The following is a 23,376-nucleotide window of genomic DNA, read 5'->3' as shown; positions in this document are numbered from 1 at the left end:
CCGACCTTTATTTATAATGTTAATTCATTACTTAGCGTAACGAGCTGAAAGACGTGACTTGTCACGAGCAGCCTTGTTAGCCTTGATAAGGCCCTTAGCATGAGCATGGTCAATAGCTGAAATAGCATCCTTGTAAAGCTTGTCAAGGTCACCTTCACCAGCTAACTTAGCCTTATCGAACTTCTTGATAGCAGTCCGCATTGCGCTCATTTGTGAAGCGTTCCGAGCAGCTGCCTTTTCATTAACACGAACACGTTCAATTGCTGACTTAATAATTGGCATGAAATTTCACCTCCGTCCACCTCAAATTATTGGTTGACCAGAATTTTCAACATTTGTCATTATACAGAATCCTTATCAGCATTGCAAGATGATCACCGAAAAGCCTGCAATAAATTTTCGGGAAAACTTGCGTTTAACGCGAAGATCAGTTATATTAACAAAGGTTATTAAAACCAAACCCTTTCTCAGTCTAACGATCCTCACCGACGTTTTACTTAGAATCGGGCAATTTAAATATTGAAAGGTGGGAAAATAGCATGGCTATTTCAAAGGAAAAGAAGGACGCATTAATTAAGCAATACGCTACTCATGAAGGAGACACTGGTTCTACTCAAGTACAAGTTGCTGTATTAACTGCTGAAATTAACGAATTAAACGCACACTTAAAGGAACACAAACATGATTACAGTTCCCAACGTGGTTTGATGAAGAAGATTGGTCACCGTCGTAACTTATTAGCATACTTACGGCGGACTGATTTACCAGCTTACCGTGAATTAATCAAGAGCTTGGGCCTTCGTCGTTAATTCAATTTTCAGAGCGAGCATTTGCTCGTTCTTTTTTTATGCGCTGGTTTGCTGATTATTTCTCTTTCTTTTAATCTATGTTATGATATTCTTTAGTGTTTAGAGAGTTTAATACCTTTACGATTGACATCCAGTTAGTCGATTTAAAATCAATATTATAATGAATGAAGGAGAACGAAGTGAACGATATTAAAGTAATTCCATTTGGCGGCGTTCGTGAAAATGGTAAAAATATGTATGCCGTAGAAATTAATGAACAAATCTTTATTTTAGATTGTGGGTTAAAATATCCCGAAAATGAATTAATGGGTATTGATGTAGTGATTCCCGACTGGTCGTATCTCAAAGAACACGCCGACCAAATTGCTGGTGTTTTTTTAACGCAGGGACACGCAGATGCGATTGGTGCTTTGCCATACTTTTTGATGGACTTTCAAGTTCCTGTTTTTGGGAGTAAGTTGACCATTGAACTTGCTAAGCTTACTGTGAAAAACAACAAACAGGTTAAGAAATTCAATGACTTTCACGTTGTGGATCCAAACACTGAAATCGATTTTAACGACGTTACAATCACTTTCTTTAGTACTACTCATACTATTCCTCAAACCTTAGGGATTGTCTTACACACTGCGGAAGGTAACATTGTATATACCGGTGATTTCAAATTTGATCAAACTGCGCGTGGGGATTATAAAACAAACCTTTCACTGCTTGCACAAATTGGTGACGAAGGCGTCTTACTGTTATTGAGTGATTCGGCTGGTGCAGCGATTACTGGCGCCAACACTCGTGAAAAAGATATTGCTGAATACATTCGCGATACGTTTGAAAACCATGATGGGCGGATTGTAGTCGGTAGTGTTGCATCTAATATTATGCGGGTTCAACAAATTTTGAATGCTGCTGTGGCCACCGGACGGAAAGTGGTCCTTTCTGGCCGCGATTTAGAACAGATTATTGATACTGCCATCAAACTTGGTGAAATTCAAGTTCCAGAAGACACATTAATTAAGATGCAAGATGCAGCTGAATTAGATCCAAATGAGGTGGTCATTCTGGTTACTGGCCGAATGGGTGAACCACTAAAGGCCTTAAATTCAATTGCCAACGGTGAAGATCAAGATATTCAACTTGGCGAAGGTGACTTGGTATTTGTTACAACGACTCCATCATACGCAATGGAAACAATGGAACAAAAAGTTACGGATGCACTCTATCGTGCTGGAGCCGCAGTGAAGTTTATCGGGCAGGATTTGAATCCTTCGGGGCATGCCAATCAAAATGACGAACAGTTGATGCTGAACTTCATGAAGCCAAAATATTTGATGCCAATCCAAGGGGAATACCGCCTCTTAGATCAGCATGCCGTACTAGCTGAAGAAGTTGGGATTCCAAAAGAAAATGTTTTCTTGATGAATAAGGGCGATGTCCTAACATTCAAGGACGGTGAATTCTACATTGGTGACCACGTTGAAGTCGGCAACACGATGATTGACGGGATTGGTGTCGGTGATATTGGCAATATTGTCCTTAGAGACCGGCGAATCCTGTCTGAGGATGGCATTTTTGTTGTAGTGGCTACTATTGACCGGAAAAACAAAAAGATTGTTGCGCGTCCACAAATTACCTCGCGAGGGTTTGTTTTCGTCAAAACTAATCGTCAACTAATGAAACAAAGCGCCGATTTAGTTGAAAAAGTGATCCAGGAAGATCTTGATCAAAAGGAATTTGATTGGAGCCATTTAAAGCAAAACGTTCGTGATAAGCTAAACCGGTTCCTGTTTAATCAAACTAAGCGTCATCCGGTGATCCTTCCAGTTATCATGGAAATCAATCAACACCCGAAGCACAAAAACCGCTCCAAAAAAGATCAAGATAATGCGAAAAGTTCTGTAAAGAGCAAGAAACAGCATAGTAGTCGTGGTCGGGGAGCTAAACGTCATCGTGCCGAAAATAAGTAAGCTTTTAGTGCACAAGCTTAAATAAGGGTTGTCGAGACAACTATCTTAATAGTATGAGAGACTGAGTGTGTCCCAGTCTCTTTTTATTTAAAAATGTTCAATCATGGAGGGAGAAATAGCCATGGATGGGAAATATGCTGATCTAATACAAATCACCACAAAGCTGTTAGAACAGGGCGAGAGTCAAAAAGTTATTGAAAAAATCGCTGCAGTTGCTGATCACGAATTACCCTTTGAGTTACAACGCAATTATGTCCAAGCACTCATGGACAAACAGCAGTACGTTCAGGCGCATGAAGAGGCCCGAAATTATGAACAAGAATATTTACAGCGGGCCCCCACTTTGTGGATTGATATCTTGCTGCATAATCACTTGTTTATCCCGGCACGGTTAACGCTGAACAATCTTGCCACTCAAGAAGTTATGAAGAATAATATGATTGCACAAATTGCTGAGGCGGAGCAGGGGGCTGAGCAAAAACAAGCAGCAACTTTGCAAAAAAAGCTGAAAAACTTTATTCATACAGGTGATTTACCAGAATGGTCGCAATATTCTGCAATTACAGATGCGGATACACTCCCATTACGTGAATATGCTAGCGGAGCACAATTTGTTTTGCGGGATTCGTTTGTAAAGCCAATCTTTAGGGTAGCAATTTTGCGGACGTTGGTTGACTTACACTACGCAGAGCTAGTTAAATTTATCTGGATTGATCAGGAGGAGCATTTAATTGTTCCGGCTGAGGCGGATTTGGCACAAGAAAAAGCGGTCGAACAAAGTTTGATGCAGATTATCCAAGAGCGTTACAAAAATGATAATCCGATTGAATATCAAAACGCGATTCAACAAATTAAATTGCATATGGCCTTATTATTTCCATACGCAGGTCAGGTTATTAAAAATCCTACAGCGTGGGTCGAAGTAATGGTTGGGACGGTTCCCGACCAACTAGATGCGGACCAGCAATACGCTAAAGAATGGCAACAAAAAATCCAACAAAGTATTGGCTAAATGGATTTATTTATAAAAAAAACGGCAAAGTCGTTTACAAAACAATGATGAGCTGATATTATGGTTAAGAATTCTTCTAGGGCTGAATTTAATGCTTTAAATAAAATCCTAGAAGTAGTACAATTACATCAAGGGTGTGTCGGAATTGTTCCGGCACTATACTTGTATATTATTTCAGGAGGGTTTCATTAATGGCAGAAAAAGAACATTATGAACGTACTAAACCCCATGTAAACATTGGTACTATTGGCCACGTTGACCATGGGAAGACTACTTTAACGGCCGCTATCACCAAGGTATTGGCTGAAAAGGGTCTGGCTAAGCAAGAAAAGTTTGAAGATATCGATGCTGCGCCAGAAGAAAAGGAACGTGGTATCACTATCAACACAGCCCACGTTGAATACGAAACTGAAAAGCGTCACTACGCACACATTGATGCGCCAGGACACGCCGACTACGTTAAGAACATGATCACTGGTGCTGCACAAATGGATGGTGCTATCTTGGTTGTTGCTGCGGATGATGGTCCTATGCCACAAACCCGTGAACACATCCTTCTTGCTCGTCAGGTTGGTGTTGAATACATCGTTGTATTCCTTAACAAGGTTGACCTTGTTGACGACGACGAATTAGTTGACTTAGTTGAAATGGAAGTTCGTGACTTATTGTCCGAATACGATTTCCCTGGTGACGATATTCCTGTTGTTCGTGGTTCTGCCCTCAAGGCTCTTGAAGGTGACCCAGAACAAGAAAAGGTTATCCTTCACTTGATGGATGTTATTGATGACTACATTCCAACTCCAAAGCGTCCTACTGACAAGCCATTCATGATGCCTGTCGAAGATGTCTTCACTATTACTGGTCGTGGTACTGTTGCTTCTGGTCGTATCGACCGTGGTACTGTTAAGATCGGTGACGAAGTTGAAATCGTTGGTTTGAAGGACGATGTTCTTAAGTCAACCGTTACTGGTGTTGAAATGTTCCACAAGACTCTTGATCTTGGTGAAGCTGGGGACAACGTTGGTGTCCTTCTTCGTGGTATTTCACACGACCAAGTTGAACGTGGTCAAGTTTTGGCTGAACCTGGTTCAATTCAAACTCACAAGAAGTTCAAGGGTGAAGTTTATGTTATGACCAAGGAAGAAGGGGGCCGTCACACTCCATTCTTCTCAGACTACCAACCACAATTCTACTTCCACACTACTGACGTTACTGGTAAGATTGAATTACCAGATGGTGTAGAAATGGTTATGCCTGGTGATAACGTAACATTCACTGTTGAATTACAAAAGCCAGTTGCTCTTGAAAAGGGTCTTAAGTTCACTATTCGTGAAGGTGGACACACTGTTGGTGCCGGTGTGGTATCAGAAGTGCTTGACTAATTTTCATTAGTTGCTAACCGAAAGGCTCTAGTTTTACTAGGGCCTTTTTTGTACCCTTTAATAATCATTGGGAAGGCTTGAAATTCCACCTTTCCTACGGTAAAATTATAAGGTATGTTACGGTTTAAGAGATTAAACTGAAAATTGTATGTTATTGGAGGAAATGAAATGTCAGCAAAATGGGAACGCGACAGCGAAGCCAGCAAAGGGACATTAACGTTCGATATTGATGTAGAAACGATTCAAAAGGGTATTGATGACGCTTTTAAGAAAACTCAAAAGCGGATTACGGTGCCTGGATTCCGGAAGGGTCACGTTCCACGGGCAATCTTCAACCAAATGTACGGTGAAGAATCTTTATACCAAGATGCTCTGAACGATGTTCTTCCTGATGCCTATGAAGCAGCTGTTAAGGAAGCTGATATTGAACCAGTTGATCAACCACAAATCAGCATTGATAGTATGGAGAAGGGTGAACCTTGGACAATCAAGGCTGAAGTTGCTGTTAAGCCTGAAGTTAAATTAGGTGAATACAAGGGAATGTCAGTACCTAAGCAAGATACTGAAGTTTCCGATGCCGATGTTGATGCCGAATTAGAAAACAAGCGTCAACAACAAGCTGAATTGGTTCTAAAAGAAGATGAAGCAGCTGCTAACGGTGACACGGTTGTCATTGACTACGTTGGTACTGTTGATGGTGAAAAGTTTGATGGTGGTTCTGCTGATAACTACTCACTTGAACTTGGTTCTGGATCATTCATTCCTGGTTTTGAAGACCAATTAGTAGGTCATAAGGCTGACGAAGATGTTGATGTTAAGGTTACCTTCCCAGAAGATTACCACGCTAAGAACCTTGCTGGTAAGGAAGCTGTCTTCAATGTAAAAATTCACGAAGTTAAGGAAAAGCAACTCCCAGACCTAGATGATGAATTTGCCAAGGATGTTGACGAAGATGTTGATACTCTTGATGAATTAAAAGATAAGACTAAGAAGCAACTTCAAGAACAAAAAGAAGAAGCTGCCAAGTCTGCCATTGAAGACGCCGCTATTGAAGCAGCGGTTAATAATGCTGAAATTGAAGACATTCCACAAGCAATGTTGGACCAAGATACTGATCGTCAGGTTCAACAATACTTGGCTGGAATGCAACAACAAGGGATTAACCCTCAAATGTACTTCCAAATTACTGGGACTTCAGAAGATGCATTAAAGAAGCAATTTGCAACTGATGCTGACAAGCGGGTTAAGACCAACTTGGTTCTTGAAGCAATTGTTAAGGATGCTAAATTGACCGCATCTGATGATGATATCAAGAAGGAAATTAGTGACTTAGCTAAGCAATTCGGCATGGAAGAAGATGCGATTGAAAAGAGCTTGACTAAGGACATGTTAGCTCATGATATTGAAATCAAGAAGGCTGTTGACTTAGTTGCTGATTCTGCTAAGCAAGACTTACCTGCTGAAAAGGATAGCGATAAATAGTCTCATTCTTTGATGATAAATATCGAATTTTAGAAGGGAGTTGTAACGATGCTTGAGTTGCAACCCCTTTTTGTGTGGTAAATAAACATTATATTTCAGGAGGAAAGTAGATGTTTGAAGATACAACCGAACAAAACGTTCATTGTTCATTTTGTGGTAAATCACAAGATGAAGTGAAAAAGATCGTTGCTGGACCTGGTGTCTACATTTGCAATGAATGTGTTGAACTCTGCTCTGAAATCATTAAACAAGAATTAGCTGAAGATCAAATTAATAATGGCACGTTTAAAGTACCTACTCCAGCTGAAATTATGAGTCAATTAAATGACTACGTAATTGGCCAAAATGAAGCCAAGAAAACACTGTCGGTAGCTGTTTATAACCACTATAAGCGGGTTAATGCAATGGTTACTGGTGATAATAATGACACTGAATTGCAAAAGTCAAATATCGCTGTAATCGGACCCACTGGTTCTGGTAAAACCTATTTAGCGCAATCGTTAGCCCGTATTTTGAACGTTCCATTTGCAATCGCGGACGCAACGACGTTGACTGAAGCTGGTTACGTTGGTGAAGATGTTGAAAATATCATTTTAAAGCTTCTTCAAGCTGCGGATTATGATGTCGAACGGGCGGAAAAAGGGATCATTTACATTGATGAAATTGATAAGATCGCAAAGAAGAGCGAAAATGTTTCGATCACCCGTGATGTTTCGGGTGAAGGTGTTCAACAAGCACTGTTAAAAATTCTTGAAGGGACGATTGCTAACGTACCACCTCAGGGGGGCCGGAAACATCCTCAACAAGAATTTATTCAGGTTGACACCAAGAATATCCTCTTTATTGTTGGGGGAGCGTTCGATGGGATCGAATCAATTGTTAAGGAACGTCTTGGTGACAAAACGATTGGTTTTGGTACAGATTCTAAAGAGGCTGACCAGGTTAACGAGAAAAATATTTTGCAACACGTTATTCCAGAAGACTTGCTTAAATTTGGGCTAATTCCCGAATTTATTGGTCGTTTGCCAGTGATGACTGCCTTAGAAAAACTGGACGAAGATGATCTTGTCCGGATTTTGACAGAACCGAAGAATGCGTTAGTTAAGCAGTATCAGGAATTAATCCGCCTAGACGGAAGCAATTTACGGTTCACGGATGGTGCATTGCGTGAAATGGCTCGCTTGGCAATTGCCCGAAATACTGGTGCTCGTGGCCTTCGTTCTATTATTGAAGAAGTAATGCGTGACGTGATGTTTGATTTACCGAGTCGCCAGGATGTTAAAGAAGTGGTTATTGATAAGAATTGTGTTCAAAATCACACTGAACCACGCTACATCATGAATGACACGAAGGCGTCATAGGAAAAGATGAGGTTTAAAAATGGATGTTAATCATGTTGATTTGACAATTAGTGCCGTCCGTCCTGATCAATATCCGAAGACGGATTATCCAGAAATTGCATTAGTTGGCCGTTCAAATGTTGGTAAATCGTCGTTAACCAATACGCTGATTAATCGAAAAAATTTTGCCCATACTTCAAGCCAGCCTGGGAAAACCCAGACGTTAAATTTTTACGATGTTGAGGATCAACTTTATTTTGTTGACGTACCAGGGTATGGATATGCCAAAGTCTCCAAAAAGCAACGCGAAAATTTTGGTCAAATGATTGAAAATTACCTCACCCAACGTCGACAATTGCGGGGAGTGATTCTCCTGGTTGATGGACGACATGCGCCAACTGCTGACGATGTTCAAATGTATCAATGGCTCAGCTATTATAATTTACCAATTTTGGTAGTGGCGACTAAAATTGATAAAGTCAAGCCAAGTCAATACACGAAAGTGGTTAAGGAAGTCAAAACATCAATGGATTTTCAGGACCACCAACCATTGATATTATTTTCAGCGACTAATAAACGTGGTAAAGATGAAGTTTGGCACTGGATTGAAAAGCAAACAGGGGTAAAGTAATGGATTTTAATGAATATCAATCTGCCGCAAAGCGGACACTTTATGGGAATGAACAGGTTTTAACCAATTGTGCCTTAGGCCTTGCGGGCGAAACCGGACAGGTCGTCGATTTAGTAAAAAATTACACTTTTAAGGGGCACCCCTTAGATCGTGATGAACTAATTCACGAAATGGGTGATGTTCTCTGGTATTTATCACAAGTTGCCGAATGGGCTGATATCCCATTTGACGAGGTGGCCAAGACCAATATCGAAACCTTGAATAAACGTTACCCACACGGTTTTACAATTGAAAATTAACATTATCAATAATGAGCAAAGGTCCAGCGCAATGGTTTCGCCATTGTGCTGGACCTTGTTGATCATTATGGTCAATCCTAATCCTTGTCTTTTTGTTTGCTATCTTTGTCAGGATGTTTCTTATCTTTTTTGTGAGCCTTTTTGGGATCAACTGCAAAGTTATCAAAGAGCTTGTCCAGTTGGTCACTCCGTCGTGTTACTAATCCCATGTGATCACTCCTTTGTAGTTTCATTGCTTTAAGTATACCATAACTAACTTTTGCATAATAACTGAATATCGCCTGTTGATAGCGAAAAATTATTCAAAAACATTGCATATTAGTTTAGGATTCAGTATAATATCACCATAAATAAGACTGACGGGGGAAAGATTATGACAGAAGAAGTAATGATTGATATTCAAAACTTAACGAAGAAATTTGGTAAGAACACCATTTTGAAAGATATTAATGGTCAAGTAAAAAAGGGCCAGGTGATTTGCATTATTGGCCCATCTGGGGCTGGGAAATCAACCTTCTTACGTTGCCTTAATCAGCTGGAAAAACCAACTAGTGGGAAAGTCTTTGTTGAAGGGACTGATTTGACGTCACTGAATGAAAAAGGGGTCCAAGCAATCCGTGAAAAAATGGGAATGGTCTTCCAAAGCTTCAATCTGTTTCCAAACAAGACGGTGCTGGAAAATGTTAAATTAGCACCAAAAAAGGTTAAAAACATGGCAGATGATGATGCCACCGCCGTTGCGAAGCAATTGCTGACTGAAGTCGGCATGGGGGCGAAGGCGGATGCTTACCCAGCGAGCTTGTCCGGCGGTCAGCAACAACGGGTGGCCATTGCACGGGCATTAGCAATGAAACCGGATGTGATGCTTTTTGATGAACCAACGAGTGCCCTGGATCCAGAAATGGTTGGAGAAGTACTCAAGGTTATGCAAGAACTTGCCAACGATGGCATGACGATGGTGGTGGTTACTCACGAAATGGGCTTTGCCAAAAATGTTGCTGATCAAATTTGGTTTATGGCCGACGCGGGGATTCAAGAAAAGGCCACGCCTGATGAGTTTTTTGCTCATCCGAAGACGGATCGGGCCAAGGAATTTCTTCAAAAAATTCTTGAAGCATAGTAAAACTATAATTTTTATATCAGAGGTCGTTAATTAGCGGCCTCTTTTTTATAAAAAATTGGAGATGTTTTTGCGTTCATATGTTCGATTGGTATAAAATATTAATTAAGTATCTTAAGGGAAAGGAGGTAGCTCATGGCAACCGAATATTTAGAACATAAATTAGCATTGCTGCCAGACCGGCCCGGTTGTTATATTATGAAAAATATCAATGGCCAAATTATTTACGTTGGTAAGGCCAAAAATTTGAAAAATCGGGTCCGCTCCTATTTCAAAAGTAGCCATACGGGAAAGGTTGCGGCAATGGTTTCGGAAGTTGCTGATTTTGAAACCATCGTTACTTCGACTAATAAGGAGTCCTTTTTACTTGAAATTACGTTGATTCAAAAGCATCAACCATACTACAACATCAAACTTAAGCGTGGTACCGGGTACCCATACATTAAGATTACGCATGAGCGGGATCCACGAATTATGATTACTGGTCAAATTAAAAATGATCAAGCTTATTACTTCGGTCCGTATCCTAATGTTTACGCGGCTGAAGAAACGGTTCACTTTATTCAGAAGGTCTTTCCATTACGTCGGTGTAATGGTTATCAAGGTCGCCCGTGTCTCTATTACCACCTTGGCCAATGTCTTGGGGCGTGTTTTAAAGAAGTTCCTCAGGAAGAGTATGATCGTCAAATTCAAAGAATTAAATCATTCCTCAATGGTAATACGAAGCGAGTTAAGCAGCGCTTAACTAAACAAATGGAAGAAGCGGCTTCCCAAATGGAATATGAGCGGGCGGCAGAGATTCGCGACCAAATTCATTACATTGAAGTTACCGTTGAAAAGCAAAAGATCATTTCTCAAGATGAGACCCCCCGGGATCTCTTTAATTTCTATATTGATAAAGGATGGTTGTCAATTCAAGTCTTCTTTATTCGGCAAGCGCGATTAATGAAGCGTGAAAAACGCTTATTCCCGATTGTTGATACCGCAGATGAAGAAATGACTAGTTTTATTCTGCAATTTTATAACCGGCGCAACAAATTGTTGCCAAAGGAAATTTTGCTACCGGCCGGCTTACCAAATCAGGAAATAAGTGAAATTTTAGGGGTTCCGGTACGGACTCCACAGCGGGGTGAAAAAGCGGATCTCATGGCGATGGCCAAAGAGAATGCGCAACTGTCATTGGATGAAAAATTTCGTTTGTTAGAAATGGATCGTCAAAAGACTACTGGCGCGATGAAGGAAATTACTGATGCGTTAGGCTTACCAACTGGTCACAAAATTGAAGCATTTGATCACTCTCATATTCAGGGGGCTGATCCAGTTTCAGCGATGGTGGTCTTCATCGATGGCGAACCAGCAAAGAAATTGTACCGTAAATACAAATTAAAAACGGTCATTAATCACGCTGATGAAACAGCAAGCACGAAAGAAGTCATTCGGCGGCGTTATTCGCGACTATTAAAGGAAAACAAACCAATGCCAGACATGATTTTCATGGATGGTGGTGAAATACAAATGAATGCGGTTAAGGATGTTTTAGAAAATGAGCTAGGGTTAGATATTCCAGTTGTGGGCATGGTGAAAAATGATAAGCACCGGACTGCAGACTTGCTCTTTGGTGATCATGACGAACACGTCGATCTTGATCCACGTAGTCAGGCATTTTACCTTGTCCAGCGGATTCAAGATGAAGTTCACCGCTTTGCGATTACTTTTCACCGGAAGGTCCATACTAAGCACTCGTTGAGCTCGCGTTTAGATGAAATCAAAGGGGTTGGGCCACGAACCCGCAATAAACTCTTAAAGGAGTTTGGTTCCATTAATAAGATTGCCGCAGCTTCTGTTGATGATATTCATGCTTTGGGGATTAACCGGCCAACTGCCCAGTTAATCAAAGTTTCATTACAAAAAAACGCGGAAGTTGCCAAGGGTAGTAGCCATGATTAATTTTGACGCCCCAGCGAATTTCAAATATACTTATTTTATTAGCTAATAGAACGGAGAAATACTATGTCAACATTTGTCGATCAAGTCAAAATTGAAGCACATGCCGGTAAAGGTGGCAACGGAATGGTTGCCTTTCGACGGGAAAAGTACGTTCCAAACGGTGGTCCTGCCGGTGGCGACGGGGGCCGTGGCGGCAGCATTATTTTGAAAGTTGATGAAGGACTGCGGACCCTTATGGATTTCCGTTATCACCGAATTTTTAAAGCCAAAAATGGTGGCAACGGAATGAGTAAGCAGATGACCGGGGCAGATGCCCAAGATACGGTTGTCCCGGTCCCACAAGGCACTACGGTTCGTGATTTAGATACTGGCGAGATTATCGGTGACCTTGTCAAAAATGGTGATGAGTTGGTAATTGCTAAGGGCGGCCGTGGTGGCCGTGGTAACATGCGGTTTGCCTCTGCTAAAAATCCAGCACCAGAAATTGCGGAAAATGGTGAACCGGGTGAAGATCATTACCTTGAATTAGAATTGAAAATGCTGGCGGATGTTGGTTTAATTGGTTATCCTTCTGTCGGTAAGTCAACTCTTTTATCGGTTGTGACGGGAGCTAAGCCTAAAGTTGCCGCTTATGAATTTACGACGCTCGTGCCTAACTTAGGAATGGTGATGCTGCCAGATGGTCGCGATTTCGCCATGGCGGATATGCCTGGATTAATTGAAGGAGCCTCCAAAGGGGTTGGCTTGGGCTTACAATTTCTGCGTCATATTGAACGCACCCGAGTTTTACTACACCTCATTGATATGAGTTCGGCTGATCCAGATCAAGCATTCGAACGTTACCAATCAATTAATCATGAATTGGCCAGTTATGATCCGGAATTATTAAAGCGCCCCCAAATTATTGTGCCAACCAAAATGGACATGCCCAATGCACATGAAAATCTGGCACGTTTTAAAAAGGCGTTATTGAATGATGAGACATTGCCAACCACACCAGAAATTATGCCAATTTCCGCCATTACTCATGCTGGAATTGATGATTTGATGAAGGAAACGGCGGCAGTTCTAGATAAGACGCCAGCCTTTGATAGTGAAAGCCACGACAAGCAAGAAAGCGTTCATTACGGCATCAAGCAACAAGATGCGGATGAACCAGAATTCACGATTTCCCGTGATGATGATGGCACTTGGGTTCTTTCTGGTGCCAAGCTAGAAAAATTGTTTGCGATGACTAATATGGATCACGAAGAGAGTCAACTTCGTTTTGCTCGTCAACTACGTCACATGGGAGTTGACGAAGCATTACGGGCTAAAGGAATTCAGGATGGCGATCAAGTCAGAATTGATGATTTTGTATTTGAATTTATTCAGTAAAATTTAGAAAGTTGGAAACAGAATGCAGATTGAGTTTTTAGGCACCGGAGCCGGCTCACCAAGCAAGTCACGCAACGTTTCAAGCTTAGCATTAAGGTTACTTGAGGAACGGAATGCTATTTGGCTCTTTGATGTCGGCGAAGCTACTCAACACCAGATTTTAAACACTACAATTCGCCCGCGCAAAATTGAAAAGATTTTTATCACTCATTTGCATGGGGACCACATCTTTGGCCTGCCAGGACTACTCAGTTCACGCTCTTTTCAGGGTGGCACCGAGCCACTGACGATTTATGGCCCCGTAGGGATTAAAGAATACGTACAGACTTCATTACGCATTAGCGAATCAAGGTTAAGTTACCCAATTAAATTTGTGGAAATCACTGATGATGGAGAGCTCTTTAGTGATCAAACCTTTACGGTATATGCCAAGCACCTGGATCATAAAATTGCTTGTTTTGGGTATCGGGTTGTCGAACATGATCACCCTGGGGAACTACGAGTTGACAAGTTACGGGCGCTAGGCATTCCTTCTGGACCAATCTATGGTCAAATTAAGCAAGGTAAAATAGTTACGCTTGATGATGGAACCGTGTTAAACGGTCAAGATTTTATCGGCCAACCACAGAAGGGACGGATTGTGGCGATCCTTGGTGACACCCGTAAAACCAAAAACGCGGTTGAGTTGGCTCAGGACGCAGATGTTCTCGTTCATGAAAGCACCTTTGGTAAAGGTGAAGCCAAATTAGCCCATAATTACTACCATTCAACAAGCGTCCAGGCGGCTAATATCGCAAAAAAAGCGCACGTACACCTATTATTACTGAATCATATTTCGGCGCGCTATGTTGGCAAAACTGCCAATGATCTTGCATATCAAGTGCGAGATATTTTTCCGAATACTAAAGTAGTTAGGGATTTTTCAATTTATGATATTCCTTTTAAAAATAAAGGGGGAGAATGATCATGATGAAACGGTTAAAGGCGTTACGCCTTTTAAGAAACAAAATTGTCTTAATTACTGGTGGGTCGAGTGGCATCGGCGAACAGTTAGCGTTAGAAGCTGCCCACCGCGGCGCAATTGTGGTCGTTTGTTCACGTGACCAAGCTAAATTGGAGGAAGTGGCCCACAAGTGTTTGATTCTCTCCGGTCGGCCGTCCTTTGCCTATCAACTTGATGTTACTGATCCAGACCAAATTGATGAGGTACTAGATAAAGTTCAGCATGAAGTTGGCGAAATTGATGTGTTAGTTAATGCGGCAGGGCTTGGTGACATGGTACCAGTTGCTCAACAGAGTCGGCAGTCCATGCAACAGATGGTCGATGTTAACTTATTGGCAACTATGTACCTCAGCCGGTGTGTTGCTAAACAAATGATGGACCAGGGGTATGGCGCAATTATCAACGTGGCCTCTTTGGCGGGAAAAGTTCCAACACCCAATAGTGCAGCCTATTCTGCCACCAAAGCCGGTGTGATCCAATTTGATAATATTTTACGAATGGAAGTAGCTGACTATGGTGTTCAGGTGTTGACTGTCAATCCAGGACCTGTGGCAACGCACTTCTTTGCACAGGCTGATCCTGATGGTAGCTACTTGTCGCACATTCCTTCATGGATGGTCATTGAACCGGAAGATTTGGCGAAGACGGTTTGGAAGAATGTTGGCTATAAAACCCGTGAAATAAACGTTCCTGGGTACACGACCGCGATTAGCTGGTTGTATCAAGTCATGCCAGGGATTGGTGATTGGGCAATTAAGCGTTTCTTTGATTTTCAACAAAACAAGGATGCCCTGTAATTCGGGAACTGCGCTAAATTTACATCAAAGGTCCAGCTTGTTGATGTTTCAACATTCTGGACCTTCCTTGGTTTTGCGTTTGGAGCTTGGCAGCAGACCAGCTAGATATTGAGGAGAAAATTAATGTTAAAGGCAAAATATGATTGGCAACTTGTTCCCCAACAAGACGAGCAACTAGTTCAGACGATTCAGGAACAGTGCCAACTGCCACGAGCGTTAGCCAACTTATTGGTTGCTCGTGGTTTCAAATCGCTTGCAGATGTCCAATTGTTCCTAAAACCACAATTACAGCAAATTCAACCTCCAGAAAAATTACATGATCTGGATAAAGCGGTTCAACGCATTCGTCAGGCTATTAACGTTGGTGAAAAGATCACTATTTATGGGGATTATGATGCAGATGGCATGACGTCGACTGCCCTCTTGTATGAAACGTTGGAAACCATGGGGGCCAATGTTGATTACTACGTTCCTGACCGTTTTAAAGATGGCTATGGACCTAATCAGGAGGCTTACCAAAGAATCATTGATTCCGGAACGAAGCTTATTGTGACGGTCGATAATGGGGTGACGGGAAAGGATGAGGTGGCCTTTGCTAAGGATCACGATGTGGATGTCGTGATTACTGACCACCATAGCCTGCCTGAGCAACTACCTGACGCTGTTGCAATCGTCCATCCACAATTTCCGGGTGCGGAGTATCCCTACGGTGACCTGTCAGGAGTTGGGGTGGCCTTTAAAGCCGCGTGGGGTTTACTTGAAGAATTTCCAACTGAACTACTCGACCTGGTAGCGATTGGTGAAATTGCTGACCTGGTTTCGATGGCTAAAGAAAATCATGCTTTGGTAAAACTAGGCATTCAACAATTGCAGCAGGGGCTTCGTCCAGGTTTACATGCTTTGTTAAAATTGACCAACGTCGCTGAAGAGGAATTAACAGGCCAGGATGTTGCTTTCCAACTAGCGCCACGGTTAAATGCGCTTGGACGGATTGCGAATGGCAATGACGGAGTAAAATTATTAACCACGGTTGATGCAGATGAGGCCCAACGGTTAGCTAAACAGGTAGATGAGTGTAATCAAGAACGTCAACAGTTAGTGGCACAAATTGCGCAAGAAGCGTTGGCTAAGGCTCAAACTCCTGATAATTTGCAACGAAAGACACTCTTAATCGTAGGCCACGGTTGGCATCAAGGGGTGTTAGGGATTGTGGCCAGTAAAGTGGTTGAACAAACTGGCAAACCAACAATTGTTGCCAGCGTTAATCAGGGGGAGTTAGTAGCGAAAGGATCCGGGCGAAGTATTGACGGCTATGACCTCTTTGCCGCCTTGGATGGCCATCGTGATTTAATGAAAGCCTTTGGTGGTCACGTAATGGCCTGCGGAATGTCATTTTTGATTACTCAGGTGCCGGCGATTGCGAAAGTTCTCGAACAGGCAGCGGATGATCAGCAATTAGATTTACACAGGCAACCGCAAATTGAGGTGACTGCTCAATTGACAACTAGTGATCTTTCGCTTGACTTATATTCTCAAGTTCAGCGGCTAGCACCGTTTGGCCCCGATAATGAGGAACCGCTTTTTGAAATAGATCAGCCAGTGATTCAAAAGGTTCAACAAATGGGGAAGACAAATCAGCATTTGAAGTTTACCATTGGTGATGCTCAACCTGTGGACATTCTGGTGTTTAATCAAGGCCAATTAGCTGATCAATTTTCTCCGGGTTCCCAGATATCTTTTATTGGGCAACTATCGGTAAATTCTTGGCGCGGTAATAAAAAAATCCAGATGATGCTGAAGGACCAAACGGCCCAAGGACCAGTCGTTATGGATGCCCGAACTCATCAACTTCAGGCCAAAATGTTTGCCGATCAAGCGGTCTATGTAGTATTTAACGACCGGCTACGGCGAAATATTGAGGGCCATGTGAAGGGGATTGTTGTAGATGGAACCCATGCGGAAAATGTTGGACAGGATGGTCACGAATTAATTATTGTTGATACCCCGGCAAGGATTACAGATTTAGTGCGTGTTTTAGAACAACTGACGGGGGTTCAAACCGTTAAATTATGGTTATTTGATCACCAACAGTTACATCAAGATCCGCTGCCCACTCGTCAACAATTTGTTAACTTATACCGAACCATTCGACAGAGTAAGGCAATCAATTTGTCACAACAAGGTAGCGCCCTGAGCGATTATTTAAAAGTGACAAGGAACCAACTTGTTTTGATGATAAAAGTGTTTTTAGAACTGAGATTTGTTACAATGAATAATGGCTTGTTAAAATTAGCAGCGCAGATTCAAAATGGTCAATTAGAAGCGACCCGGGTATATCAAAATTATGCAGCGCGCTTACAAGTCGAACAAGTTTTATTAAAGAGTGATACAAATACTTTGAACGCGTGGGTTCGAAAACACCTCGCTTCAAATTAAAGGAGAATTTTTTATGGCTTTAGACCTCCACAAGTATGTTGTTAGTATTCCAGATTATCCAGAAAAGGGGATTATCTTTCGTGATATCTTACCCTTGATGGCTGATGGGCAGGCGTTCAAGCAGGCAACTGACGAGATTGTTGATTACGCGAAAAATAAGCATGTTGATATGGTTGTTGGTCCAGAAGCACGGGGCTTCATTGTCGGTTGTCCAGTGGCTTATGAACTAGGCGTGGGCTTTGCCCCAGCTCGTAAGAAGGGTAAGCTACCTCGCAAGGCGATCTCTTCTTCATATGATTTAGAATATGGGGAAGCAACTTTGCAAATGGAAGATGATTCAATCAAGCCAGGTCAACGAGTACTGGTGGTCGATGATTTATTAGCCACTGGTGGTACCATTTCGGCTACCATTGATATGGTAGAACGGATGGGTGGCGTTGTCGTCGGCACTGCATTTATCATTGAACTGAAAGATTTGAAGGGTCGCGAAAAAATCGCTGATTACGATGTGAAGGCATTGATGGAATATTAAGAAATCGTAGGTTTAAGATAATGATTTTACTAGTAGTTTTTGGTGGCTTAATGCTGATTTTGGGACTGTTTTACCTGGTTAATTCTTGGCAGCAGTATCGCCAATGGAAGTGGGCGACCTTTATTGTGGTGGTAAGTTTGGCGGCGACTGTTTATGGTGTCATTAACCTTCCAGTTTGGCACCACCAGTCGAGCAATTCTAGCTCCCAAACCACAAATAGTAGTAGTCTTTCATCGTTTTCGAATAGTGGTTTGCAAACCCAAACTACCCAATCGCAAAACGCCAAAGAAATGGCAATCTTGCGACAAATGCAAAAGTCATATACAAAATTGGGTTCAGTATCCTATGATAGTGACTCTAAGACTTATAAAATTCAACCCAATGACGGTGATGAAAGTAAAGCAATTACTTACATTATTCAAAATCCAGACCAAGCTGACCAGGTAGGTTGGTCTAATCTTTCCAAGTCGATTGTTTCGACTTCCAAGCAACTGAAAAAGGTCTTAGGTGATGGTTATTCAGTTAGCCTTATGAATCCTGATGATAGTAATTCAGCAGTCTACACTGCTAAAGATGGTCAGCAGACCTACACGGCGATTAAATAATTGAAGGTTAATCAAGTAACAATAATTGGCAGTTCTTGATCATTATTGTAAATCTTGATATAATAGCCTTTGTTATGGAGAGTTGGCAGAGTGGTAATGCACCGGACTCGAAATCCGGCGAACCCATGTTGAATGGGCGCGCAGGTTCAAATCCTGTACTCTCCTTTTTATGCTAGGGCACAGCTAGGGCTGAGTGTTCCATTAAATAGCTTGAGATGTTGTTAGATCAACGTTTCAGGCTGTTTTTTTATTTATTCTGTTAGGGCTGAGTTTGGCCAACTCTGGTGCTCTTTTGGTGCTCCTAGTTCTGTTTGTTCTGTTATAATAAAGGTGTGATTAAAAATTATTATTTCTGTTGTTAACTAATCAATTACTTTATTTAGGAGTTGTAGTTAATTTATGAGTCTAAATAATAAGAAAAAAGATAGAATACTCCATCGGTGATGGAGTATTTTTTTCTATAATTGCTCTTATTGCGATTACCTGGCTACAATTATGGACTTTTATTTTTATGATTTTAGGAGGCATTGTTTTACCCATATGGTTGCTCTCTAAATTTATGGATTGGATGTCTGGTACGGACTTAGATCGAAAACAACTTGAAGAAATTCGGAACAGACGTCATATCAAAGATACTTCTGATCCCATAACACCGCCTCATAGCAGTATAGAAGATACGATGTGGGACATCCTTGTTCTACCGCTTCATGCGGCCGATGAGTTGTCGGGTTCCTATTTATGGAATTTGGTTACCGGTTCACTAAAGAACGGGTGGTGGCAAAAAAACGGAAAAACTGACTGCTCACGACATTTGGACCAACGTCAAGGCAAACAAGTACATGTTAATTATTTTGATTCTGTTTTTCTTGAAAGTCGCCATGGAAACGGTTGAATATAGTGAAGTAAAAACTGGTAATCGGTGTGAAGCCGTCGTCCTCGGCGGCCAAACCTTTGCTTCTAAATTGGCAATTGCCGTTGCTGGTGCCACGACTGGATTAACGCTATCATTAATCGGTTATCAACCCAACGTCACACAAAGTTCAACCACGCTCACCGGGATTTTTGTCATTATTTCCATTATCCCAGCGGTTGCTTCATTGCTACGGTTGTTAGTTTTAATGAAATATGACTACACTGAAGACGAATTTTATCAATGTCAAAAGATTTTTGGAACAGCGGTCTAACGATGCCAAAGCTAACTAGACTGAAGAACCGATGACTATCAACAACATATGAAAAATGCAACAATTAACCAGCGTCGGCACTAACCGGCTGAGGTTAATTGTTGCATTGTTATTTACCTGATCGGTATAATATGGTGGTTAAGCAAATTTAAGAATTACTAATTGGAGCGAGAAAAATGAGAATTGGGATTGATGAAATGGCCTTTGCAACGACGCCATTTTATTTTGAAATGGATGATTTAGCTGCAGCGCGGGGCGAAGATCCGAATAAATATAAGATCGGCATTGGCCAAGACCGCCAAGCTGTGGTTCCACCAACTCAGGATATTGTCACGCTAGGAGCACAAGCAGCCGTTAAGTTATCGGCTACGGCATTAAAGCGGGTTTCAACATTAATTGTGGCGACGGAATCAGGTATCGACCACTCCAAGGCGAGTGGGATCTATATCAAGCACTTATTAGGATTGAATGATTACATTCGGGTGGTTGAAACCAAAGAGGCCTGTTATTCCGCAACGGCGGCTTTACAATTTGCCCGAGGAATTGTGGCCCTTAATCCGCAGGAGGTTGTGCTAATTATTGCCGCAGATATTGCCCGCTATGGGCTCAACACTCCGGGAGAGGTGACCCAAGGAGCAGGGGCGGTGGCAATGTTGATTAGTGCTGATCCACACGTGTTAGCGGTTGAACCAGTCAGTGTGCCATACACACAAGATTTAATGGATTTTTGGCGCCCGTTGTATGCCGAAAATGCCCATGTTGACGGCAAATATTCTAATCAGGTATACGTTGATTTCTTTTTAAAAACCTATCACCGCTACCAACAAATTACCGGTCGGACCTTGGCAGATTTTGCTGCGTTGATTTTTCACTTACCATATACCAAAATGGGTAAGAAGGGGCTTGAAGGCTTACTCGGTGATGATCACAGTAACATTGCCCAGCGCTTACGTAGCAACCTGCAGGCGGAGCAAACACTCTCTCGCCAGGTCGGTAATTTGTATACCGGTTCTTTATATCTTGGACTATTGTCATTATTACAAAATGGTGATGTTCAACCTGGTGAACGAATTGGGTTATTTAGTTATGGTTCCGGGGCCGAAGGGGAATTTTATTCAGGAATTCTGCAACCAGGTTATCGCGATCGCATTGGTGAAGACCAGTTAACCGCGTTAACTGGTCGGCAACGGGTTTCTATTGAAGAATATGAACGTTTATTTAATGGTCAATTAGGGATGTCAGCAGCGGATATTGAATTTGATGTTTCAAATGACCCATCGCCGTTTGTCCTGACAGGTCAGAAAAACTTTAAGCGACTTTACCGGATTCAGTAAAAAAGCAGCGCCTCGAGCGCTGCTTTTGCTTTGTTAGTAAATGTTATCCCGGAATAAGCCGACAACCTTGCCCAAAATGGTAACATGGTCAAGGAGGATTGGATCCATCGTATCATTTTCTGGTTGCAGACGATAATAACTTTCTTCTTTGAAGAATCGTTTGCAAGTTGCCTCGTTTTCGCTCGTCATCGCAATAACGACGTCACCATTATTAGCGGTACTTTGCCGACGAACAATCACTTTGTCACCATCGAGGATTCCCATATTAATCATGCTGGTACCCTGAATTTGAAGCATGAACAAGTCGTCACTATCATTAATCGTTGGTGGAATTGGGAAAAAGTCAGTTGCGTCCTGTTCGGCGAGAATTGGTTCACCAGCGGCAACGATGCCAAGGAGCGGGATTTTATCTTGCTTGGGCTTGATGCCTAAAAATGCTAACCCATCCGGGGTGATTTCAAGTGCCCGCGGCTTAGCAGGGTCCTTTTTTAGGTAGCCCTTTTTGATCAGTCGGTTGATGTGCCCGTGAACTGTGGAAGTTGAGGAAAGCCCGACGGCAGCACAAATTTCCCGGACTGTCGGCGGGTATCCTTGGGCAGCGACCTGCTTATGGATGTAATTTAAAACGGCTGTTTGCTTATCAATTGCGTTCCTTGGCATAATTCCACCTCAATCTAGTAATTAAGAACATTTTAGCATAGGATTTAGAGAGTGTAAACGTACGTTCGTAATCTTTCAGAGTTCGATCTTGCATTCGGGAAGGGACTTGGTTAGACTAGTATTTGCAAGAACAAGGAGGGCAATCATGGCTGAAGAAAACGTACAAGATGAATTATTAAAGCGGATTAACGAACTCGCTCATAAAAACAAGGCAGAAGGGTTAACGGAAGAAGAAAAAGCGGAACGGAAGAAATTACGCGATGAATATTTAAAGAACTTCCGGGAAGCCTTCCGTAGTAAAATTGAAATGACGCAGGTTTTCAATAAAGAAGGTAAAGAAGTCACCCCTGAAAAGATCAAGGAGATCCAACGTAAGAAGGGTCTACGGGACGATTAATCTTTTTTATTGTAAAAATGCTTTGCAAGTATGTCATAATTTTGTATTATTAATAGTATTGAATTTAAAGGGGGAAGCAAAGCGTGGTAGTTACTATTTTACTAATGATCTTGGCATTGTTAGTTGGTTTGGTAATTGGATTCTTTGGTGCACGGAAGTACATGGAAAATTACTTACGTAATAATCCACCAATTTCTGAAGACATGATGCGGACAATGATGCTGCAAATGGGTCAAAAACCATCTGATCGTAAATTACACATGATGATGCAGACCATGAAGAATCAAGCTAAAAAAGCTAATCGTAAGTAAAAAAGATCGACAGTATATGTCGATCTTTTTTTTGATATTCAATTAAAAATGGTCATCGGCCGGTTTTTCAGGCATTTGGTAGTGGAAATTTGGATCTAGTTGATGATCCAAATCATCAAAAGCGGTTTGCATTTCTAGTTCGTATTTCTTTTGGACATCATCTGTTAAGCGTTCTTTACGATTAACATAAATTGGCTTACCAAAGGCGATTTTACGATGATGACGTGAAAAAAGCCCGCCAAATGATAACGGACCCTGGTAAACAGCTGGCACTAGTGGAACGTCGGCTAGTTTAGCAATCATCAAGGCCCCACCTTTGAGCTTTGATGAGTAACGGGAACCAGATGGAAAAATAATTGTCGAAAGGTTGGATTTGCGAAGCTCTTTAACCGGAACTTTAATCGCTGACGGACCAGGGTGCAGGCGGTCAACTGGATAGGCGTTTAACTTGCGGAGAAACCAGTTGGCAAACCGGCCCTTGAACAGTTCTTCCTTGGCCATAAAACTAAATTTTTTTGGATAAATGGCCAGGGCTAACAATACTGGGTCCATCCAAGTCCGATGTGGAGCAACAATAATATAGTTGCCGTCTGGTAAGTTCTCCTTATTTTTAATGACGGGCCGACCATTAATCAAATTCAGGAACGGGCCAACCACGTGGACTAAAAAGTCATACATTTTTACTACCTCAACGTTATTTATGTATAATATGATTATTATGAGCAATGTGTCCGCAAGTTGCAAGCTGAAATTCTAA

24 protein-coding genes and 1 tRNA gene are annotated in these 23,376 nt (G+C 41.8%); 21 read left to right on the top strand and 4 right to left on the bottom strand.

Annotated elements, in window-relative coordinates; translation table 11 throughout:
* Positions 1-27 precede the first annotated feature (27 nt).
* Positions 28-282 carry a 30S ribosomal protein S20 gene (gene rpsT, locus NFR43_RS04760; RefSeq protein ID WP_006915789.1) on the bottom strand — a complete coding sequence of 85 codons (255 nt, stop codon included), beginning with the start codon at positions 280-282 and terminating at the stop codon, positions 28-30.
* Positions 283-539: 257 nt separating this feature from the next.
* Between rpsT and rpsO the strand changes: the two genes are divergently transcribed.
* The 8 genes from rpsO (at position 540) to NFR43_RS04720 (ending at position 8,916) form a co-directional block, all read left to right on the top strand.
* Entirely contained in the window at positions 540-809 is a 270-nt protein-coding gene (gene rpsO, locus NFR43_RS04755) for a 30S ribosomal protein S15 (protein WP_251546964.1), read from the top strand.
* A 164-nt stretch (positions 810-973) separates the two neighbouring features.
* Positions 974-2,770 (top strand): ribonuclease J, encoded by a 1,797-nt coding sequence (locus NFR43_RS04750; protein ID WP_275087101.1) that lies wholly within the window; start codon positions 974-976, stop codon positions 2,768-2,770.
* 121 nt (positions 2,771-2,891) lie between these two features.
* Complete coding sequence (locus NFR43_RS04745) at positions 2,892-3,782, top strand: hypothetical protein (protein ID WP_251546960.1); 891 nt, start codon at positions 2,892-2,894, stop codon at positions 3,780-3,782.
* Between the two features lie 191 nt (positions 3,783-3,973).
* The gene (gene tuf / locus NFR43_RS04740) at positions 3,974-5,164 is read left to right on the top strand and encodes an elongation factor Tu (RefSeq protein WP_251546958.1); all 1,191 of its coding nucleotides are present in this window, start codon (positions 3,974-3,976) and stop codon (positions 5,162-5,164) included.
* Positions 5,165-5,332: 168 nt separating this feature from the next.
* A complete protein-coding gene (gene tig / locus NFR43_RS04735; protein WP_251546956.1) occupies positions 5,333-6,646 on the top strand; it encodes a trigger factor in 1,314 nt (437 codons plus the stop codon).
* Positions 6,647-6,756: 110 nt separating this feature from the next.
* A complete protein-coding gene (gene clpX / locus NFR43_RS04730; RefSeq protein WP_251546953.1) occupies positions 6,757-8,007 on the top strand; it encodes an ATP-dependent Clp protease ATP-binding subunit ClpX in 1,251 nt (416 codons plus the stop codon).
* 19 nt (positions 8,008-8,026) lie between these two features.
* Positions 8,027-8,617 (top strand): ribosome biogenesis GTP-binding protein YihA/YsxC, encoded by a 591-nt coding sequence (yihA, locus tag NFR43_RS04725; RefSeq protein WP_251546951.1) that lies wholly within the window; start codon positions 8,027-8,029, stop codon positions 8,615-8,617.
* Positions 8,617-8,916: a nucleoside triphosphate pyrophosphohydrolase family protein gene (locus NFR43_RS04720; protein WP_251546943.1), complete on the top strand. Its 300-nt coding sequence runs from the start codon at positions 8,617-8,619 to the stop codon at positions 8,914-8,916. The genes yihA and NFR43_RS04720 overlap by 1 nt, the downstream gene beginning before the upstream one ends.
* A 77-nt stretch (positions 8,917-8,993) precedes the next feature.
* Here the strand turns inward: NFR43_RS04720 and NFR43_RS04715 are convergent, their stop codons facing one another.
* Entirely contained in the window at positions 8,994-9,125 is a 132-nt protein-coding gene (locus NFR43_RS04715) for an SPJ_0845 family protein (protein WP_251546942.1), read from the bottom strand.
* A 164-nt stretch (positions 9,126-9,289) separates the two neighbouring features.
* On the opposite strand from NFR43_RS04715, the gene NFR43_RS04710 reads away from it, so the two are divergent.
* The 11 genes from NFR43_RS04710 (at position 9,290) to NFR43_RS04660 (ending at position 21,251) form a co-directional block, all read left to right on the top strand.
* Positions 9,290-10,036 (top strand): amino acid ABC transporter ATP-binding protein, encoded by a 747-nt coding sequence (locus tag NFR43_RS04710; protein ID WP_275087100.1) that lies wholly within the window; start codon positions 9,290-9,292, stop codon positions 10,034-10,036.
* 135 nt (positions 10,037-10,171) lie between these two features.
* Positions 10,172-11,983 carry an excinuclease ABC subunit UvrC gene (uvrC, locus tag NFR43_RS04705; protein ID WP_251546940.1) on the top strand — a complete coding sequence of 604 codons (1,812 nt, stop codon included), beginning with the start codon at positions 10,172-10,174 and terminating at the stop codon, positions 11,981-11,983.
* Between the two features lie 63 nt (positions 11,984-12,046).
* The gene (obgE, locus tag NFR43_RS04700) at positions 12,047-13,360 is read left to right on the top strand and encodes a GTPase ObgE (RefSeq protein WP_251546938.1); all 1,314 of its coding nucleotides are present in this window, start codon (positions 12,047-12,049) and stop codon (positions 13,358-13,360) included.
* A 22-nt stretch (positions 13,361-13,382) separates the two neighbouring features.
* Positions 13,383-14,324 carry a ribonuclease Z gene (rnz, locus tag NFR43_RS04695; RefSeq protein ID WP_251546936.1) on the top strand — a complete coding sequence of 314 codons (942 nt, stop codon included), beginning with the start codon at positions 13,383-13,385 and terminating at the stop codon, positions 14,322-14,324.
* A gap of 2 nt (positions 14,325-14,326) precedes the next feature.
* Positions 14,327-15,160, top strand: coding sequence for an SDR family NAD(P)-dependent oxidoreductase (locus NFR43_RS04690; protein WP_251546934.1), 834 nt, complete (start codon positions 14,327-14,329; stop codon positions 15,158-15,160).
* Between the two features lie 123 nt (positions 15,161-15,283).
* Entirely contained in the window at positions 15,284-17,596 is a 2,313-nt protein-coding gene (gene recJ, locus NFR43_RS04685) for a single-stranded-DNA-specific exonuclease RecJ (protein WP_251546932.1), read from the top strand.
* A 13-nt stretch (positions 17,597-17,609) separates the two neighbouring features.
* Positions 17,610-18,128, top strand: coding sequence for an adenine phosphoribosyltransferase (locus NFR43_RS04680; RefSeq protein WP_251546930.1), 519 nt, complete (start codon positions 17,610-17,612; stop codon positions 18,126-18,128).
* 20 nt (positions 18,129-18,148) lie between these two features.
* The gene (locus NFR43_RS04675) at positions 18,149-18,733 is read left to right on the top strand and encodes a DUF308 domain-containing protein (RefSeq protein WP_251546928.1); all 585 of its coding nucleotides are present in this window, start codon (positions 18,149-18,151) and stop codon (positions 18,731-18,733) included.
* Between the two features lie 76 nt (positions 18,734-18,809).
* Positions 18,810-18,898, top strand: a tRNA-Ser gene (locus NFR43_RS04670).
* A 674-nt stretch (positions 18,899-19,572) separates the two neighbouring features.
* Positions 19,573-19,917 (top strand): MFS transporter, encoded by a 345-nt coding sequence (locus NFR43_RS04665; RefSeq protein WP_251546927.1) that lies wholly within the window; start codon positions 19,573-19,575, stop codon positions 19,915-19,917.
* 176 nt (positions 19,918-20,093) lie between these two features.
* Positions 20,094-21,251, top strand: coding sequence for a hydroxymethylglutaryl-CoA synthase (locus NFR43_RS04660; RefSeq protein WP_251546926.1), 1,158 nt, complete (start codon positions 20,094-20,096; stop codon positions 21,249-21,251).
* A gap of 33 nt (positions 21,252-21,284) precedes the next feature.
* On the opposite strand, the gene lexA is transcribed toward NFR43_RS04660, so the two are convergent.
* Positions 21,285-21,911 carry a transcriptional repressor LexA gene (gene lexA / locus NFR43_RS04655; protein ID WP_251546925.1) on the bottom strand — a complete coding sequence of 209 codons (627 nt, stop codon included), beginning with the start codon at positions 21,909-21,911 and terminating at the stop codon, positions 21,285-21,287.
* A gap of 145 nt (positions 21,912-22,056) precedes the next feature.
* Here lexA and NFR43_RS04650 point away from each other — a divergent pair, with 145 nt between their 5' ends.
* Together NFR43_RS04650 and NFR43_RS04645 are read left to right on the top strand one after the other, a co-directional pair.
* Positions 22,057-22,308, top strand: coding sequence for a DUF896 domain-containing protein (locus NFR43_RS04650; protein WP_251546924.1), 252 nt, complete (start codon positions 22,057-22,059; stop codon positions 22,306-22,308).
* An 83-nt stretch (positions 22,309-22,391) separates the two neighbouring features.
* Entirely contained in the window at positions 22,392-22,619 is a 228-nt protein-coding gene (locus tag NFR43_RS04645; protein ID WP_251546923.1) for a YneF family protein, read from the top strand.
* A 42-nt stretch (positions 22,620-22,661) separates the two neighbouring features.
* Here NFR43_RS04645 and NFR43_RS04640 read toward each other — a convergent pair whose 3' ends face one another.
* Entirely contained in the window at positions 22,662-23,297 is a 636-nt protein-coding gene (locus NFR43_RS04640) for a lysophospholipid acyltransferase family protein (protein WP_251546922.1), read from the bottom strand.
* Between the last annotated feature and the right edge of the window lie 79 nt (positions 23,298-23,376).

It is taken from the genome of Limosilactobacillus caecicola (assembly GCF_943192935.1).
Classification (GTDB): Bacteria; Bacillota; Bacilli; order Lactobacillales; family Lactobacillaceae; genus Limosilactobacillus; species Limosilactobacillus caecicola.
The sequence above is the reverse complement of the archived record's forward strand: the minus strand, read 5'-3'. Positions and strand labels throughout refer to the sequence as shown.

Excerpts from the sequence above, each read along its gene's own strand:
- rpsT (WP_006915789.1), bottom strand. The coding sequence starts at position 282 with ATGCCAATTATTAAGTCAGCAATTGAACGTGTTCGTGTTAATGAAAAG.
- rpsO (WP_251546964.1), top strand. The coding sequence starts at position 540 with ATGGCTATTTCAAAGGAAAAGAAGGACGCATTAATTAAGCAATACGCT.
- NFR43_RS04750 (WP_275087101.1), top strand. The coding sequence starts at position 974 with ATGAAGGAGAACGAAGTGAACGATATTAAAGTAATTCCATTTGGCGGC.
- NFR43_RS04745 (WP_251546960.1), top strand. The coding sequence starts at position 2,892 with ATGGATGGGAAATATGCTGATCTAATACAAATCACCACAAAGCTGTTA.
- tuf (WP_251546958.1), top strand. The coding sequence starts at position 3,974 with ATGGCAGAAAAAGAACATTATGAACGTACTAAACCCCATGTAAACATT.
- tig (WP_251546956.1), top strand. The coding sequence starts at position 5,333 with ATGTCAGCAAAATGGGAACGCGACAGCGAAGCCAGCAAAGGGACATTA.
- clpX (WP_251546953.1), top strand. The coding sequence starts at position 6,757 with ATGTTTGAAGATACAACCGAACAAAACGTTCATTGTTCATTTTGTGGT.
- yihA (WP_251546951.1), top strand. The coding sequence starts at position 8,027 with ATGGATGTTAATCATGTTGATTTGACAATTAGTGCCGTCCGTCCTGAT.
- NFR43_RS04720 (WP_251546943.1), top strand. The coding sequence starts at position 8,617 with ATGGATTTTAATGAATATCAATCTGCCGCAAAGCGGACACTTTATGGG.
- NFR43_RS04715 (WP_251546942.1), bottom strand. The coding sequence starts at position 9,125 with ATGGGATTAGTAACACGACGGAGTGACCAACTGGACAAGCTCTTTGAT.
- NFR43_RS04710 (WP_275087100.1), top strand. The coding sequence starts at position 9,290 with ATGACAGAAGAAGTAATGATTGATATTCAAAACTTAACGAAGAAATTT.
- uvrC (WP_251546940.1), top strand. The coding sequence starts at position 10,172 with ATGGCAACCGAATATTTAGAACATAAATTAGCATTGCTGCCAGACCGG.
- obgE (WP_251546938.1), top strand. The coding sequence starts at position 12,047 with ATGTCAACATTTGTCGATCAAGTCAAAATTGAAGCACATGCCGGTAAA.
- rnz (WP_251546936.1), top strand. The coding sequence starts at position 13,383 with ATGCAGATTGAGTTTTTAGGCACCGGAGCCGGCTCACCAAGCAAGTCA.
- NFR43_RS04690 (WP_251546934.1), top strand. The coding sequence starts at position 14,327 with ATGATGAAACGGTTAAAGGCGTTACGCCTTTTAAGAAACAAAATTGTC.
- recJ (WP_251546932.1), top strand. The coding sequence starts at position 15,284 with ATGTTAAAGGCAAAATATGATTGGCAACTTGTTCCCCAACAAGACGAG.
- NFR43_RS04680 (WP_251546930.1), top strand. The coding sequence starts at position 17,610 with ATGGCTTTAGACCTCCACAAGTATGTTGTTAGTATTCCAGATTATCCA.
- NFR43_RS04675 (WP_251546928.1), top strand. The coding sequence starts at position 18,149 with ATGATTTTACTAGTAGTTTTTGGTGGCTTAATGCTGATTTTGGGACTG.
- NFR43_RS04665 (WP_251546927.1), top strand. The coding sequence starts at position 19,573 with ATGTTAATTATTTTGATTCTGTTTTTCTTGAAAGTCGCCATGGAAACG.
- NFR43_RS04660 (WP_251546926.1), top strand. The coding sequence starts at position 20,094 with ATGAGAATTGGGATTGATGAAATGGCCTTTGCAACGACGCCATTTTAT.
- lexA (WP_251546925.1), bottom strand. The coding sequence starts at position 21,911 with ATGCCAAGGAACGCAATTGATAAGCAAACAGCCGTTTTAAATTACATC.
- NFR43_RS04650 (WP_251546924.1), top strand. The coding sequence starts at position 22,057 with ATGGCTGAAGAAAACGTACAAGATGAATTATTAAAGCGGATTAACGAA.
- NFR43_RS04640 (WP_251546922.1), bottom strand. The coding sequence starts at position 23,297 with ATGTATGACTTTTTAGTCCACGTGGTTGGCCCGTTCCTGAATTTGATT.